Annotated in this window: 15 protein-coding genes; 7 read left to right on the top strand and 8 right to left on the bottom strand. The window is 71.5% G+C overall.

Annotated features, from left to right (window positions below; all coding sequences use genetic code 11):
- Nucleotides 1–30: 30 nt before the first annotated feature.
- From rplI to rpsF, 4 genes are all read right to left on the bottom strand, one after another.
- Nucleotides 31–597, bottom strand: a complete 567-nt coding sequence (rplI, locus tag L7N97_RS00750; protein ID WP_237476476.1) for a 50S ribosomal protein L9 — start codon at nucleotides 595–597, stop codon at nucleotides 31–33.
- A 1-nt stretch (nucleotide 598) separates the two neighbouring features.
- Entirely contained in the window at nucleotides 599–1582 is a 984-nt protein-coding gene (locus tag L7N97_RS00745; RefSeq protein ID WP_237476475.1) for a hypothetical protein, read from the bottom strand.
- A gap of 159 nt (nucleotides 1583–1741) precedes the next feature.
- Nucleotides 1742–1978, bottom strand: a complete 237-nt coding sequence (gene rpsR / locus L7N97_RS00740) for a 30S ribosomal protein S18 (protein WP_129224523.1) — start codon at nucleotides 1976–1978, stop codon at nucleotides 1742–1744.
- Entirely contained in the window at nucleotides 1978–2451 is a 474-nt protein-coding gene (gene rpsF / locus L7N97_RS00735) for a 30S ribosomal protein S6 (RefSeq protein WP_237476474.1), read from the bottom strand. Before rpsF ends, rpsR begins: the two co-directional genes overlap by 1 nt.
- Nucleotides 2452–2823: 372 nt before the next feature.
- Here rpsF and fabD point away from each other — a divergent pair, with 372 nt between their 5' ends.
- The 7 genes from fabD (at nucleotide 2824) to gmk (ending at nucleotide 10106) form a co-directional block, all read left to right on the top strand.
- Nucleotides 2824–3777: an ACP S-malonyltransferase gene (fabD, locus tag L7N97_RS00730; RefSeq protein ID WP_237476473.1), complete on the top strand. Its 954-nt coding sequence runs from the start codon at nucleotides 2824–2826 to the stop codon at nucleotides 3775–3777.
- A 10-nt stretch (nucleotides 3778–3787) separates the two neighbouring features.
- Complete coding sequence (gene fabG / locus L7N97_RS00725; protein WP_237476472.1) at nucleotides 3788–4525, top strand: 3-oxoacyl-[acyl-carrier-protein] reductase; 738 nt, start codon at nucleotides 3788–3790, stop codon at nucleotides 4523–4525.
- Between the two features lie 280 nt (nucleotides 4526–4805).
- Nucleotides 4806–5045, top strand: a complete 240-nt coding sequence (locus tag L7N97_RS00720; RefSeq protein ID WP_237476471.1) for an acyl carrier protein — start codon at nucleotides 4806–4808, stop codon at nucleotides 5043–5045.
- A 104-nt stretch (nucleotides 5046–5149) separates the two neighbouring features.
- The gene (fabF, locus tag L7N97_RS00715; protein WP_237476470.1) at nucleotides 5150–6418 is read left to right on the top strand and encodes a beta-ketoacyl-ACP synthase II; all 1269 of its coding nucleotides are present in this window, start codon (nucleotides 5150–5152) and stop codon (nucleotides 6416–6418) included.
- Between the two features lie 181 nt (nucleotides 6419–6599).
- Nucleotides 6600–8507 carry an endolytic transglycosylase MltG gene (mltG, locus tag L7N97_RS00710; RefSeq protein WP_237476469.1) on the top strand — a complete coding sequence of 636 codons (1908 nt, stop codon included), beginning with the start codon at nucleotides 6600–6602 and terminating at the stop codon, nucleotides 8505–8507.
- 52 nt (nucleotides 8508–8559) lie between these two features.
- Complete coding sequence (locus L7N97_RS00705; protein ID WP_237476468.1) at nucleotides 8560–9438, top strand: YicC/YloC family endoribonuclease; 879 nt, start codon at nucleotides 8560–8562, stop codon at nucleotides 9436–9438.
- An 8-nt stretch (nucleotides 9439–9446) separates the two neighbouring features.
- A complete protein-coding gene (gmk, locus tag L7N97_RS00700; protein ID WP_237476467.1) occupies nucleotides 9447–10106 on the top strand; it encodes a guanylate kinase in 660 nt (219 codons plus the stop codon).
- A gap of 19 nt (nucleotides 10107–10125) precedes the next feature.
- Here the strand turns inward: gmk and rsmA are convergent, their stop codons facing one another.
- The 4 genes from rsmA to lptG form a co-directional block, all read right to left on the bottom strand.
- A complete protein-coding gene (rsmA, locus tag L7N97_RS00695; protein ID WP_237476466.1) occupies nucleotides 10126–10986 on the bottom strand; it encodes a 16S rRNA (adenine(1518)-N(6)/adenine(1519)-N(6))-dimethyltransferase RsmA in 861 nt (286 codons plus the stop codon).
- 37 nt (nucleotides 10987–11023) lie between these two features.
- Nucleotides 11024–11944, bottom strand: a complete 921-nt coding sequence (locus tag L7N97_RS00690; protein WP_237476465.1) for a hypothetical protein — start codon at nucleotides 11942–11944, stop codon at nucleotides 11024–11026.
- A 67-nt stretch (nucleotides 11945–12011) separates the two neighbouring features.
- Nucleotides 12012–14660: an LPS-assembly protein LptD gene (locus L7N97_RS00685; RefSeq protein ID WP_237476464.1), complete on the bottom strand. Its 2649-nt coding sequence runs from the start codon at nucleotides 14658–14660 to the stop codon at nucleotides 12012–12014.
- Nucleotides 14660–15745, bottom strand: coding sequence for an LPS export ABC transporter permease LptG (gene lptG / locus L7N97_RS00680; RefSeq protein ID WP_237476463.1), 1086 nt, complete (start codon nucleotides 15743–15745; stop codon nucleotides 14660–14662). The genes L7N97_RS00685 and lptG overlap by 1 nt, the downstream gene beginning before the upstream one ends.
- Nucleotides 15746–15752: the final 7 nt, after the last annotated feature.

Raw genomic sequence — 15752 nt, 5'->3', positions numbered from 1 at the left:
CCCTCGGATCCCCGCGCGGGGCGCCGCCGGTCAGCGGCTGATGTCGCCCTCGAAGTCCGCGAGGGCGGCGCCGACCTCGAGGCCCAGCTCGTCCATCGAGGTCTCCTCGCGGGTCAGCACCTCCTCGCCCTTGGCCTGGCGCTCGGCCTCCTCGGGCGAGCGGGCGACGTTGATGGTCACCTTGGCGTCGACCTCGGGGTGGAGCTCCACCGGCACCTCGTGCAGGCCGATGCCCTTGATGGGCGTGCGCAGGGCGACCTGGCCACGGCTGACCGAGAAGCCGCCGGCCGTGATGGCCTCGGCGATGTCGCGCGTCGACACCGAGCCGTAAAGCTGGCCGCTCTCGCCCGCCTGGCGGATCATGACAAAGCTCTGGCCGTCGAGGCCCTCGGCGACCTTCTGCGCCTCGCCCTTGAGCTCCAGGTTGCGGGCTTCGAGCTGCACGCGCTGCGTTTCGAACCGCTTGGCATTGGCCTCGGTGGCGCGCAGGGCCTTGCCGCGCGGCAGCAGGAAGTTGCGGGCGAAGCCGTCCTTGACCTTCACCCGCTCGCCCATCTGGCCGAGCTTGGCGACGCGCTCCAGAAGAATGACGTCCATTTCACTGTCTCCGGTTTGGAAGTTTGGTGATCTTGATCGCCGCGCCGCGCCGCACCTGCGGCACGAGGCAATCGATGCAGCCCGCCAGGACCAGGGCCAGGAGCGGCCAGGGTTCGACGGCGAGGATAGCGAGGTAGACGCCGGCCAGCAGCGCCGCCCGCGCCGGCAGGCGGCGGGTGAGCACGTGGACGGCGGCGAGGCCCTCGAAGGCGAAGGCCATGCCGAGCGCGCCCGCCGCGACGGCGGCGGCGAGCCCGAACGGGTCCGGCAGCAGCACGGCGACGCCGACGACCACGAAGGCGCCGACGGCCGCGCGCGGCAGGCGGAGGCCGTCGGGCAGGTTCGGCCAGGGCCGCGCGAGCCAGCCCGACAGCTGGGTCGAGCGGGCCGCGAGCCACAGGTTGATCCCGAGCACGAGCACGCCCGTGACGGCCATCGCGACGGGCGCGATCTGCACGACGGTGTCGACCGCGATGTCGCCGGGGAGCGGCGTGCCGTCCAGGACCTTGGACACTGCCCGCGACGCGCGGGCGAGCGCATGACCGTAGCCGCCGAAGCGCCAGATCAGGGCCGCCCCGGCGAGCAGCACCGGCACGCAGCTCGCGGCCACGAGCGCGAGCGCGAGCGTCGAGACCGGCGTCCACGAGGTCTCGGGCACGCCCGCGGGAGCACTGCCCGGCGCACCGGCCGCCGGCGCCGACATGCGGGGACAGACGGCGAGGCGGGCGAGCAGCCAAGCCGGCAGCGTCGAGAAGACGAGGAACAGGAGTCCGGACAGCGGCCCCGACGACAGCGCGATCGCGCCAGCGCCGATCAGCGCCGCGGCGGCACCGACGGGAGGCGGGAAGCTCAGCCCAACGATCATGATGGGGAGCGGCGCGAGCTGGGCCAGCACGAGGCCGGCCAGCGTGTGCGTCGTCGCGACGGCGATGAGCACCGCCGACGTGACACCCGCGCCGAGCGCGGTGCCGTAGGGTTTCAACATCGTCGAGCTGTCCCGCCGCGGTTCACGGGGTTAGGGACCGGCACAGCCGTCCCAACCATCCCGGCGTGCCTCTAAGGGACGCCGGCCGACGCCGGAGCCCGCGCGAGCGGGCCCCTGCAGGTGTGGACGCCGGGCTTCAGGGCCCGGCGCGATCGATCCTCAGCGGATCACGTAGGGCAGCAGGCCCAGGAAGCGGGCGCGCTTGATCGCGGTGGCGAGCTCGCGCTGCTTCTTGGCCGACACCGCCGTGATGCGGGACGGCACGATCTTGCCGCGCTCGGAGATGTAGCGCGACAGCAGGCGCGTGTCCTTGTGGTCGATCTTCGGCGCGTTGGGGCCGGAGAACGGGCAGGTCTTCCGACGGCGGAAGAAGGGGCGGCGCGGGGCGGTGGACATCAGGCTTCTCCGGCGGGCTGGGTGGCGGCCGCGGGCGCGCGGCCCGAGAAGCGGCCGCCGCGGTCACCGCCGCCGCCGCGCTCACGGTCGAAGCGGCCGGAGCCGCCCCGGCGCTCGCCGCGCTCGCCGCGGTCGTCGCGGTCGCTGTCCTCGCGCTTGCGGAGCATGGCCGAGGGGCCTTCCTCGTGCTCGTCGACGCGGATCGTCAGGAGGCGGATCACGTCCTCGTTGATGCGCATCTGGCGCTCCATCTCGGCCACGGCCGCGGCCGGGGCGTCGATGTTGAGCAGCGTGAAGTGGGCGCGCCGGTTCTTCTTGACCCGGTAGGCGAGGGACTTGATGCCCCAGTATTCCGACTTGGCGATCTTGCCGCCGCCGGCCGTGATGATGGACTTCAGTTGCTCGGTGAGCGTCTCGACCTGCTGGGCCGTGACGTCCTGGCGAGCAAGGAACACGTGCTCGTAGAGAGCCATGAGCTTTGCCTTTCCTGTTTCCTCGACGGCGCCCGGCGCGAAGCCCTTCGAGCCTCGGGAAGGCTCGAGTGGAACCGAAGGCGGGAACACGGGATGCGGCGCCGGAGCCCCTGTCCGCCGGTCCGGCCGCCGTGGCGGAGGGCATGCGGATATCCGTTCAGCTCCCGGCCAGGTCGCTGTCGAAGCCGGCTCGATACGGCCAGAAGCGCGTGAATGCAAACGGAAATGCGAGCGGTCGACCTCGGACCGCGAACCGATGCGTTCGCGGGCCTGCGGATCGTGCGATCCGCTTGACAGCCTTCCGGACCGCGTGTTCTCGGGCGGCTCATTCGGTCAGTCAGCATTGACTAACTTCGAGGCGACGCCCGGCTCATGACGACGGCCTTCATCTTCCCCGGACAGGGCTCCCAGGCGGTCGGAATGGGCCGCGCCCTCGCGGATGCCCATCCCGCCGCCGCCCGCGTCTTCGCCGAGGTCGACGACGCCCTCGGCCAGCCGCTGTCGCGGCTCATGTTCGACGGGCCCGAGGCCGAGCTGACGCTCACGTCGAACGCCCAGCCCGCCCTCATGGCGGTGAGCCTCGCGGCCCTGCGCGTGCTCGAAGCCGAGGCCGGGCTCGACCTGAGGTCCGGTGCGTCCTACCTCGCCGGCCACTCGCTCGGCGAATATTCGGCGCTGGCCGCCGCCGGCACCTTCTCGGTCGCCGAGGCCGCGCGCCTGCTGCGCTTGCGCGGCGACGCCATGCAGGCCGCGGTGCCGGTGGGGCAGGGCGCCATGGCGGCGCTGATCGGCGTCGAGCCCGAGGCCGCGGCCGCCATCGCGGCCGACGCGGCGGCCGGCGAAGTCTGCGACGTCGCCAACGACAACGGCGGCGGCCAGGTGGTGCTGTCGGGCTCCGCCGCGGCGGTCGACCGCGCGGTCGCGATCGCCAAGGCGCGCGGCGTCAAGCGCGCCGTGCTGCTCGCCGTGTCGGCGCCCTTCCATTGCGCGCTGATGCGCCCCGCGGCCGACGCCATGGCGGAGGCGCTCGACGCGGCCGAGGTGGCCGATTCCGCGCTGCCGGTCGTCGCCAACGTGCTGGCCCGCCCCGTCGACACCGCGGGCGAGATCGTCGGCTGCCTCGTCGGCCAGGTCTGCGGCACCGTGCGCTGGCGCGAATCGATCGCGTGGATGGCCGGCGCCGGGGTCACCCGCTTCGTCGAGGTGGGGTCCGGCAAGGTGCTGTCGGGCCTGGTCAAGCGCATCGCGCCCGCCGCCGCGACGCTGAACGTCGGCACGCCCGACGACGTCGCGCGATTCATCGAAGCCGCCGCATCCGGCGCCTGAGGAAACCAGCATGTTCGACCTCCAGGGCGCGACCGCCCTCGTCACCGGCGCCACGGGCGGCCTCGGCGGCGCCATCGCCCGCGCGCTCCGCGCCCAAGGGGCCCGCGTGGCCGTGTCCGGCACGCGCCGCGAGGCGCTCGACGCCCTCGCGGCCGAACTCGGCGGCGACTGTCCGGTGCTGCCCTGCGACCTCGGCGACCGCGCCGCCGTCGAGGGGCTCGCGCGGGACGCCGAGGCGGCGCTGGGCTCGCTCGACATCCTGGTCAACAACGCGGGCATCACCCGCGACGGTCTGGCCGTGCGCATGAAGGACGAGGACTGGGACACGGTGCTGTCCGTCGACCTCACCTCCGGCTTCGTCCTGGCCCGCGCGGCCCTGAAGGGGATGATGAAGCGCCGCCACGGGCGCATCATCGGCATCACCTCCGTGGTGGGCGTCACCGGCAACGCCGGCCAGAGCAACTACGCCGCCGCCAAGGCGGGCATGATCGGCATGTCGAAGGCGCTGGCCGCCGAGGTGGCGAGCCGCGGCATCACGGTCAACTGCATCGCGCCGGGCTTCATCGAGAGCCCCATGACGGACGCGCTGAACGAGAAGCAGCGCACCGCGATCCTCGGCACCGTGCCGGCCGGACGACTCGGCCTCGGCGCCGAGATCGCCGCCGCCGCGGTCTATCTGGCCAGCCGCGAGAGCGCCTACGTGACGGGGCAGACGCTCCACGTCAACGGCGGAATGGCAATGATCTGAACGCTTTACGGCGGTCGCCGCAGGGCCGCCACGGGTCGGGCACGCTCTCGCCATCCTGCGGGAAACGTGTTAACAGCCGAGATGTCGCGACGGTTGCGGCACCGTTTCGGACCGGACCGGTCGGGGACGTGGCGCCGCTTCCGCGCCGCGAGGCTGCCGATCCGTTCGGGCCGCGCGGCGGCAACCGCCGCCGGGTCGGACGCCGTCTCCGGGCGGGCGCGACCCGGCCGCGCGGATCGCGAAGGCTCGAATTTTCCAACCGAGGCAAGGAATATCCAAGATGAGCGATGTCGAAGAGCGCGTGAAGAAGATCGTCGTCGAGCACCTGGGCGTCGAGCCCGACAAGGTGGTCGACAACGCCAACTTCATCGATGACCTCGGGGCCGACTCGCTCGACACCGTCGAACTGGTCATGGCCTTCGAGGAAGAGTTCGGGGTGGAGATCCCGGACGACGCGGCCGAGACGATCGTGACGGTCGGCGACGCCGTGCGCTTCCTGGAGAAGAACAAGAAGGCCTGAGACGGGCCTGGAGGCCCGCCCCCTGGCGGGGCGGGTTTTCGGGAGAGGAGAGGGGGCGCTCCGGCGATCGATCAGGAGCCCCGACACGGGTTGAGGGTGGAAGAGTGAACGCAGCGCGACGCGTCGTCATCACCGGGATCGGTCTGGTGACGCCCCTCGGCGGTGACGCCGACACGACATGGCGGCGGCTCATCGCGGGCCACAGCGGCGCCGGCCCCATCACGCATTTCAAGGTCGACGACCTGCCGAGCCGCATCGCCTGCATGGTGCCGCGCGGCTCCTCCGCCGACGGCGCCTTCGACGCCGACGAGTGGATGGAGCCCAAGGAGCAGCGCAAGGTCGACGACTTCATCCTCTACGCCGTGGGCGCCGCCACGCAGGCGCTCAAGGACGCGGGCTGGGAGCCCAAGTCCGACCAGGACCAGATCGACACCGGCGTGATGATCGGCTCGGGCATCGGCGGCCTCGGCGGCATCCAGGACGGCTCGCTGCTCGTCGAGCAGAAGGGCCCGCGGCGCCTGTCGCCCTTCTTCATCCCCGGCCGCCTCATCAACCTCGCCGGCGGCTACGTGTCGATCCGGCACGGGCTGCGCGGCCCCAACAGCGCCGTCGTCACGGCCTGCTCGACGGGCGCCCACGCGATCGGCGACGCCGCCCGGATCATCATGTGGGGCGACGCCGAGGTGATGGTGGCGGGCGGCGCCGAGTCGGCCGTCAACCGCATCGGCTACGCCGGCTTCTGCGCCTGCCGCGCGCTGTCCACCGGCTTCAACGACGAGCCCACGCGCGCGTCCCGCCCCTACGACAAGGACCGCGACGGCTTCGTCATGGGCGAGGGCGCCGGCGTCGTGGTGCTGGAGAACTACGACCACGCGGTCGCGCGCGGCGCCAAGATCTACGCCGAAGTGGTCGGCTACGGCATGTCGGGCGACGCCTACCACATCACCGCGCCCTCCGAGTCGGGCGACGGCGCCTACCGCTGCATGGCGGCGGCGCTGAAGCGGGCCGGGGTCGAGGCCTCGCAGATCGACTACGTCAACGCGCACGGCACCTCGACGCCGCTCGGCGACGAGATCGAGCTCGGCGCGCTCCAGCGGCTGCTGGGCGACGCGGCGCCGGGCGTCGCCATGTCGTCGACCAAGTCGGCCATCGGCCACCTGCTCGGCGCGGCCGGCTCCGTCGAGGCGATCTTCTGCGCGCTCGCCATGCGGGACGGCATGCTGCCTCCCACCCTCAACCTCGACAACCCGTCGGTCGACACGCCCATCGACCTCGTGCCCCACACCGCCAAGCCGAAGACCGTGGACATCGCCCTGTCGAACTCCTTCGGCTTCGGTGGAACAAATGCGTCACTGGTGCTGCGGAAGGTGTGAGCGGGCGCACCCGGCCGCCGCGGGGCCGTGGTGCTCCCGCGGCGGATGAGGTAAGGTCGCCGCTCAGAGATGGCGCTCTGCCGGGGGCAGGGCCGCCATGGGCATCGCGCGGCGGACGGGCGCGCGTCGGACCGGCTCGGCCGCCCGCCGCGGATCCCTGACAGCGACGACGGACGAGCACATGGCCGAAGGTCCGAACTCCAGCGAAGGCCTCCCCTCCGAGCGCGACAACGCTCCGGCCGGCGCACGCCGGGCCCTGATGTCCCCCGGCGAGGCTCTCCAGCCCGACTCCATGCCGCCCCCGCCGCCGAGCCCGCGCCGCTCGCGGCCGATCCTGGCGACGGTGAGCGGGATCCTGTCGTTCCTGGGCATCGCCGCCGTGGCCGTGGTGATCCTCGTGTCGCTGGCGATCCAGCGCATCGGGGCGCCCGGCCCGCTGCCGGCTGACAAGGTCGTGATCATCGCCCCCGGCACCGACGTCGGCGACATCGTCGGCCAGCTCGAACAGGAGGGCGTGGTCGACAGCGCGGCCCTGATGTCGGCCACGCTCTACGCGGAAGGCGACCGCTCCAAGATCAAGGCCGGCGAGTACCTGTTCAAGCAGAACGCCAGCCTGCGCGACGTCATCGACACCCTGGTGTCCGGCCGCCAGATCCTCCACGCCATCACGGTCCCCGAGGGGCTGACGAGCGAGCAGATCTGCGACCGCCTCCGCGCCGACGACGTGCTGGTCGGCGACATCAAGGCCGTGCCGAAGGAAGGCACGCTGATGCCCGACACCTTCAAGTTCGCCCGCGGCACGACCCGCGACCAGCTGCTGCGCACCATGGCGCAGGAGCAGCGAAAGATCGTCGCCGACGTGTGGTCGCACCGCGCCGCGGACACCACGATCCGCTCGCCCTACGACATGGTCACGCTGGCCTCCATTGTCGAGAAGGAGACCGGCAAGGCCGACGAGCGCCCGCACGTCGCCGGCGTCTTCGTCAACCGTCTGACCAAGGGCATCCCGCTCCAGTCCGACCCGACCATCGTCTACGGCCTCGTGGGCGGCAGGGCGACGCTGGGCCGGGGCATCCTGAAGAGCGAGATCGAGCAGAAGACGCCCTACAACACCTACGCCATCGCGGGCCTGCCGCCCGGCCCCATCTGCAATCCCGGCCGCGCCGCCATGGAGGCGGTGGCCAACCCGTCGCGCACGAAGGACATCTACTTCGTCGCCGACGGCACCGGCGGTCACGCCTTCGCCGAAACGCTCGACCAGCACCGGCAGAACGTGCAGCGCTGGCGCGCGCTGGAGAAGGACGCCAAGGACAAGGCGGCCCCGGACCTCGGCGCCGCGCCGGCCGCCGGGCCCGGCCTTCCTGCCTCGACGCCGAAGCAGCGGGGCGACGCCGGTCCCGCGGTGCCGATCTACGGCGCCCTGTCGGGCCGCTTCGAGCCCGCGGCCGGCGGCCCCGCCCAACCGGCGAGCCTGATGGCCGGCGTGACGCAGCTGCCCGCCGAGCTGACGCCCGGCGGCGAGGCCTCCAACCGCTTCGCGGCGCCGAGCGCCGATCAGACGGCCTCGCTCGACCCTGACGGGCCGGGCGACCTCGCGCCCGCGCCCGGCGACTCCGCCTCCTTCTTCGGCGTGGCCTCGGCGGCGCCGTCCGGGCGTGATCCCGGCCTGAGCTTCCCCGTGTCGGCCGCCCAGCGGGCCGACGAGCGGGCCCGCGCGGCCCGCTACGGCGCGACGGCGGGTCCGGACACGCTGCCGCCGTCGGCCGAGGTGGTGAGCGCCGAGCAGGGCGCTCCCCTGGCCCCGAACCGTCCGTCGCCCGGCAAGGGCGTCATCACGGACGCTTCCGAGGGCACGGCGCTCGATCCGCTGCGCGACCACAGCTACGACCTGATGTCGGCCAAGACCGTTCCGGTCGCCATGTCGGCCGCCTACGCGCCGCGCCCGAACCCCTACGGGCCGCGCCCGGCGCTCGCGGCGGCCGCGAAGCCGAAGCCCGGCCGCGCCAAGGCGCCGCGCCCGTCTGCTTCGGCGGCGCCTGCGACCGCCGCGGCCGAAGCCGAGGCGCCCTCCGCGCCGGCGGCGCAGTGACGGGCCGGCGCTCAGGCGGCGGGGTGGATGGCGAGATGAGCGAGCGCCGCCGATGACGCTGTCGAGCATGACCGGCTTCGCCCGGAGCGGCGGGCAGGCCGGTTCCGCCACCTGGGCCTGGGAGGTCAAGTCCGTCAACGCGAAGGGTTTGGAACTCCGCATCCGCGTGCCGCCCGGCTTCGACGCGCTCGAGGCCGCGGCGCGGACCCGGCTCGCCGCGCGGCTGAAGCGCGGCACCGTGCATGCCGCGCTGAACCTGCAGCGACCCAAGCCGCGGCAGACGGCGCGCATCGACCGCGACAGGCTGGACGCGCTCATCGCCGCCGTGTCGGAGATCGTGCCGTCGCCGCGGGTGGCGCCCGCGACGCTCGACGGCCTCCTGGCTCTCCCCGGCGTGGTCGAGATCGTCGAGGTCGCCGAGCCCGGCACCGACCTCGATCCGGCCCTGCTCGAAGGCCTCGACGCGGCGCTGGAGGCCCTCTGCGCCATGCGGTCGGCCGAGGGCGCGGAACTCCGCCGCGTGCTCGGCGAGCGGTTGTCCGCCGTGTCGGCCCTCACCGCGCGCGCCCAGGCAGCGCCCGGGCGGACGCCCGAGGCCGTCCGCGCGCGGCTGGCCGCTCGCGTCGCCGAGATCGCCGCGGCGGCCGACACGCTCGACCCGGTGCGCCTGCACCAAGAGGCCGTGCTGATGGCCGCCAAGGCGGACGTGCGCGAGGAGCTCGACCGGCTCGCCATGCACGCCGCCGCGGCCTCGGCCCTGCTCGACGAGGGCGGTGCCGTGGGGCGGCGCCTCGACTTCCTCGCCCAGGAGCTCGGCCGCGAAGCCGGCACGCTCTGCGCCAAGTCGGGCGACGCCGAGCTGACGGCCGCCGGGCTTGCGCTGCGGACCGAGATCGAACAATTCCGAGAGCAGGTTCAGAACCTGGAATGATCGCGACCATGCCCCTCGACGGGACGACTCAGACGATACCCCCGCGGCGCGGCCTCATGCTGATCCTCTCGTCGCCGTCCGGCGCCGGCAAGACGACGCTGACCCGCATGCTGCTGCAGAAGGAGGCGATCGACCTGACGCTGTCCGTGTCGGTGACGACGCGGCCGCGGCGGCCGAGCGAGGTCGACGGCGTGCACTACCACTTCGTGACGCCCGACCGCTTCCGCGAGCTGCGCGACGCCGGCGAGCTGCTCGAATGGGCCGAGGTGCACGGCAACAGCTACGGCACGCCGCGGGGCCCCGTCGACGCGCTGCTCGGCCGCGGCCGCGATGTGCTGTTCGACATCGACTATCAGGGCACGCAGCAGATCCGCTCGCGGGCGCGCGAGGACGTCGCCACGGTCTTCATCCTGCCGCCGTCGATGCGCGAGCTCCGGGCGCGGCTGGAGCGGCGCGCCGAGGACAAGCCCGAGGTGATCGCCCGCCGCCTCGACGCGGCCCGCAACGAGATCGCCCGCTGGAGGCTCTACGACTACGTGCTGGTCAACGACGACCTCCAGCGCACGCTGGCCGACGTCACCGCGATCCTCGCGGCCGAGCGGCTGAAGCGCGTGCGCAGCGAGGCCGCCGTGGCGGGGTTCGTGGAGACCCTGGCGGCAGAGGGCTAGGCCCCTCCGCGCCGACCGGTCAAGCTTCGCTCAGGCGTGCCAGGGTCACGAATTCGGCGACCGTGAGCGTCTCCGCCCGGGCCGTTCCGTCGAGCCCGGCGCGCTCCAGCAGGGACGCGACGTCGACCGGGCCGCGCGGCGTCGCCAGCCCCTTCAGCGATTGGCGCAGCATCTTGCGGCGCTGGCCGAAGGCCGCCGCCGTGACGCGCGACAGGCTCGCCGCACCGCAGGGCAGCGGCGACGGGTTCGGCACGAGCTCGACGATGCTCGACATCACCTTGGGCGGCGGCACGAAATTGGACGGCGCCACGTCGAACAGGATGCGGGCCCGCGTGCGCCAGCCGCACAGCACGCCGAGCCTGCCGTAGTCGGCCCGCTCGGCCGGGGTCGCGACGATGCGCTCGGCCACCTCGCGTTGGAACATAAGCACCATGCGGTCGTACCAGGGCGGCCAAGCTTCCGCCTCGATCCAGCCGGTCAGCAGGGGGGTCGCCACGTTGTAGGGCAGGTTGGCGACGATGCGCCAGGGCCTGCCGTCGGCGCGCGCCGGCAGGCGGGCGGGCACGACCTCGAGCGCGTCGCCCTCGATCACGGTGAGCCGGCCGGGGTAACGGTCCGCGATGGCCCGGAGCGCCGGCAGGCAGCGCCTGTCCCGCTCCACCGCGACCACCTCGGCGCCCTCGGCGAGCAGCGCCCGCGTCAGCCCGCCCGGGCCGGGGCCGACCTCCACGACAGGCACGCCGGCGAGCGGCCCGGCCACCCGGGCGATGCGGCCGGTGAGGTTGAGGTCGAACAGGAAGTTCTGGCCCAGCGCGCGGCTGGGCTCGATCCCGCAGCTCTCGACGACGTCGCGCAGCGGGGGCAGTCCATCGTCGATCAAGGCGCGTCCGGGTTCGGGGTGGTGCGCCGGTGCGGGCTCAGTCCTTGCTGACCACCGCCGTCTTGCGCAGGTCCTTGTACATCTGCGCCGACACGCCGGCCAGCTTGCTGGCGATGATGTCCTTCTGCACCTGGTCGTGCAGCGTGCTGCTGTCGCCGTCGTTCTTGTCGCAGATGGCGAGCATCTCGATGCCGTTGGTGGTCCTGTCCGGCATGGTGAGCATACCCTTCTGGGTCTCGGCCAGCACCTTGCGCAGCGCCGGGCCGAACGAGTCCGAGTTGCGCGTCATCGGCTCCTTCACGGCGACGTCGGGGAGCTGGCGGGCGAGCTGCAGGCCATTGCCGCAGCCGTCGAAGCGGTTGCGAAGCGCCTTGGCGGCGTCCATGCGCGCCTGCAGCACGGCCGGCGACGGGTTGACGGGCACGACGAAGACGATCTGCTGGAGGCGGTAGCTCGTCACCTTGTCGGACCCGCCCTTGGCGATGGCGGCGTTGATCTCCTCCTCGGTCGCGCCGACGCCCTTGTTGCGGGCGCGCACGAGGTTGTCCCAGGCGGCGATCGAGCGGAGATGCGCCCGGATGGTGTCGATGTCGATCTTGGCCTTGGCGGACGCCTGGGTGAAGGTCGACACGTCCATCTTCACCGAGGCGGCCACCTTCTGCAGCTGCTGGCTGAGGTCGGAATCGCTGGAGTCGATGCCCCAGTGGCGCGCCTCGTCGTAGCGGAGGCGATCGCCCACCACGGCCTCAAGCGCGTCGGCCGACGAGGCGGGCTTGCGCTCGAGCCGCAGGATCTTCTCGTATTCGGCGACGTCGAAGCTGGTGATCGGGTCGCCGTTGACCGCCGTCACGACCGATTGGGCGGACGCCGGCACGGATGCCGAGAGGGCGCCCGCCGCGGTCAGCGCGACGACGGCGACGCGGGCCGCCCGGGAGTCGAGGAGGGAGCGAAGCTTCACGAGGCGGTCCAGGAGGAGGTGGGGGTGATCCGGTCTTCCGTTCCGTTCATAACAAAAAGCGTGGCGATTATTTGAACACGCCGTCCTGCACCGTGGAGGTCGCGCCGAGGCCCTGGTTCAGCTTGATGTCCGCGAGGGTGCGGAGGTTCAGCGAGACCAGCACCGTCTGGTTGACATTCTGGTTGTTGTTCCCGCCCGCGATGGAGTCGGTGTACGAGCGGGAGTAGTTCACGCTCAGGGTCGTGCAGTCGTCCATGTAGCCGAAGCCCGCGCCGAGCACAGCGAATTGCGGATGCCCGGTCTTGAGGTCGTACTGCAGCGTCGCCGTGTCGAACTTGTAGGGGTTCAGCTCCAGCGTAGCGGACCCGTTCACGTAGTAGTGATCCAGGAAGTCGAAGCGCTCGTTGAGCAGGATGCCGGAGCGGTCGTGCACGTAGCCGATCAGCGGCTGGGCCGCGTAGTTGGCGTATTGCACGTTGGTGGTGGTGCCCAGGAACCTCGCCGTCGCGATGAGGTCGATGGCCTTCGGGTCGAAGGTCTTCGAATCGAACCGCCCCTTGGCCTCCACGGAGAAGTTGGAGGTGGGCGCGACGAGCAGCCGGCTCACGTAGTCCGAGCGGTCCGTCTCCAGCCCCGACTGCAGGCCGACGTTGGAGATGTCGGCCATGGAATAGGAATTCTGGCCTGCCAGCGCGTAGGACTGGCCGAACAGCGCGCTGACGTAGCCGCCGGTCGGGAAGGTCGCCGTGTATTGCACGCCCGCGTTGGCGCGCGTGCCGCCCTCGACGCGGTCGTAGCCGGAGTACTTGTTCCACTCGAACAGCGTCGTGTCGTCGAAGACGAGGCTCTGCGCGTCCTCGTTGGGCGTCTTCCCCACGCGGGCCACGTCGGGCCGGACGATGATCTGGCCGATGGGCTCGATGACCTGGTTGGCGATGCTGGACGCGAACAGGAAGGGGTAGCGATATTCGAGCCCGACGCCCGGCACGACGTCGCCGCTCAGCTCCTCGTTGTGGGCGCCGAAGAAGTTGGCCTGGTCGGCGTTGGAGATGGTCGACTGGCCCGAGGCGCTGGTGAACGTGTAGGCGTTCGACTCGTTGAGGTTCAGCCACTTGCCGTCGGCCCGCACGAAGGCGAAGGGCTTCCACACCTCGCCGATCGGGTCGATGTACTTGTTCTGGTAGCTGACCTGGGCCGTCTCGCGCGAGTAATCGCCCGCGATCCCGCGCAGGAAGCAGCTCGGCGGCTTGAAGCCCGGCGCCAGCGTGTTGCCGGTCGTGCTGGGGCACACGTCGTAGAGCGAGAAGGCGGAGTCGAGCAGCCGCGTGCCGGCCGCCTGGTAGGCTGCGGCGCTGCGCGACAGGCTGGTGAGGTTGGAGTCGACCTTCACCTCGCCGCCGATGCCGGCCGTGAGGGCCGGGTCGAGCGCGAACGTGCGGTTGTAGTCCACCGTCGGCAGCACGAGCGGCTGCTGCTTGTTGAAGTCGAACTGCGACAGGCCGACGATGCGGTAGCCCTGCAGGTTGAAGTAGCTGCGATCGCCCTGGCCGGTCAGGTAGGCGGTCGAGATCGACTCCTTGATGTAGTCCGTGCCCAGGCTGGACGAGCGGATGTTATAGTCCTGGACGTAGTATTTGTCCGAGAACGCCGCGATGTCCCAGCCGTACTTCCAGCTCGGGTTGATGAAGAACTTGCCGGTCGACTCGATCGAGCCGCGGAAGTCGCGGTCGCCCGTGCCGAAGGGGGGCTTGTTGAACTTGCCAGGGTCGAGCTGGTCGATGCCCGTGGCGAGCACCGAATACGACCCCGAGTCGAGGCGATGCCGCCATTCCACCTCGCCGAAGAAGCCCTGCTCGGACAGCACGGTCGGCGTGAGGGTGAGGTCGTAGTTCGGCGCGAGGTTCCAGAAGAACGGCTGCGCCACGCCCACCCCGAGGTTGGTCTGGGTGACGTAGTGCGGCGTCAGGAAGCCGGTCTTGCGCGTGACGGTCGGGTCGGGCGTCGAGAAATAGGGGACGTAGGCGATCGGCACGCCGTAGAGTTCGAGGGTCGCGTCCTCGAAGTAGATCATCTGCTCGTCGGTCTTGTGGACGATCTTCATCGCCTTGACCTGCCAGAGCGGCGGCCGCTCGGGATGGGCCGCGCAGGGCGCGCAGGCCGTGTAGGTGCCCTTCTCGAAGGTCGTGGTCTCGCCCTCGGTGCGCTCGGCGCGCGGCGAGGTGAAGAAGGTCTTGTCCTTGGTGATCGTCGACAGGCTGTCGACGAAGCCCGACTTGAAGTCGTCGGTCAGCTCGAACTTGTCGCTGTAGGTCGAGGTGCCGTCGGCCTCCGTGAGCTTGGCGTGGCCGGTCGCGAAGACGCGGTTGGCGTTGCGGTCGTAGATGACCTTGTCGGCCTCCAGCACGCGGCCCTGGTAGTAGAGCTGCACGTTGCCGTCCGCCGACACCACGTTGGTGTCGCGGTTGTAGACAAGCTGCTTCGCCTCGACGAGAAGCCGGTCCTTCTTGGCCTCGGGGGCCGCCGCGGGCGCGGCGGCCGGCACGGCCGGCTTGGTCTGCGCCGCGGCGGATCCGGCCGAGAAGGCGCTCAGCGCCAGGAGCACGCAGGCACAGGCCCGCGCCGCGCCGCGGTGGCGCGCGGTCGCGATGTGGTTGTCGGTCGACGCGGTCCGGGACGAGACGGCTTCACACACGTCGGGGCCAGTACGCCGCCCCATCAGCCATCCTCCTGATACAACAGAGCGAGCGAGCCCAGCATGCTGCCCACGACGGCGGGGGACCACGCCGCCACGGGAGCACTCAACAGGCCCGCACCGCCGAGATCGCCGACGAGCTTCGTCGCGACGTAGAGCACGAAGCCCGCCGCCACTCCACCCGCCACCATGCGGGCGATCCCACCAAAGCGGAAGAATCTTAAGGAAAACGCAGCGGCCACGAGGATCATCGCCATGAACAACAGCGGGCGCGCCAGCAGCTTCTGGTATTGCAACTCGTAGCCGGTGGCGTTCAGCCCGGCCTTCTCGGTGGCGTCGCGGATCTCCGGCAGGCGCCAGAACGGCACCGAATCGGGCGCCGTGAACTTCTGCTGCACCTGTTCGGGCGTGATGTTGGTGGCGATGAGTTCGGTCGCCACCTCGCGCGGGGCCTCGCCCGGCGCCAGCACGCGGGCGTCGTCGAGCGCCCAATAGCCCTCGTGCAACTCGCCGTGCTCGGCCTCGACGCGCTCCATGAAGGAGCCGTCCCGGTCGTAGACGAAGGCCGTGATGCCGCTGAGGACGGAGCCGCCGTCGCTGGCCCGGTCGGCGCGCAGGATGGTCTGCCCGTCGATGCCGTCCTGCTGGAGCCAGAAGGCCGTGTCGACCTGTTCCGAGCCGGTCTTGCCGAACATGCGGGTCTCGAGCCGCTCGGCCCGCTGCTTCGAGACCGCGGCGACGGGGTTGTAGACCGTCGTGGTGACGACCCCGAGCAGCAGCGCCACGCCGAGCGGCGGCAGGATGAACTGCCACACCGACAGGCCGGCGGCGCGCGCCACCACGAGCTCCAGCTTCCGCGTGAGGTTGAGGAAGGCGAACATGGCGCCGAACAGCACCGAGAAGGGGAAGATCTGCTCGGTGATGGTGGGCACGCGCAGCAGCGACAGGAAGGCCACGCCGGGCGTGGTGGCGCCCTTGGCGTCGCCCGAGCGGCGCAGCAGTTCGACGAAGTCCGACAGGTAGATGATGGCGAACAGCAGCCCGAAGACCATCAGGATGGACTTGGCGAAGTTCCGCGCGAGGTAGAAGGCGAAGGTGCGGCCGACCACGGCGCCC

It is taken from the genome of Lichenibacterium dinghuense, assembly GCF_021730615.1.
In the GTDB taxonomy this organism is placed as follows: Bacteria; Pseudomonadota; Alphaproteobacteria; order Rhizobiales; family Beijerinckiaceae; genus Lichenihabitans; species Lichenihabitans dinghuensis.
This window is presented reverse-complemented; position numbering and strand designations above follow the sequence as displayed.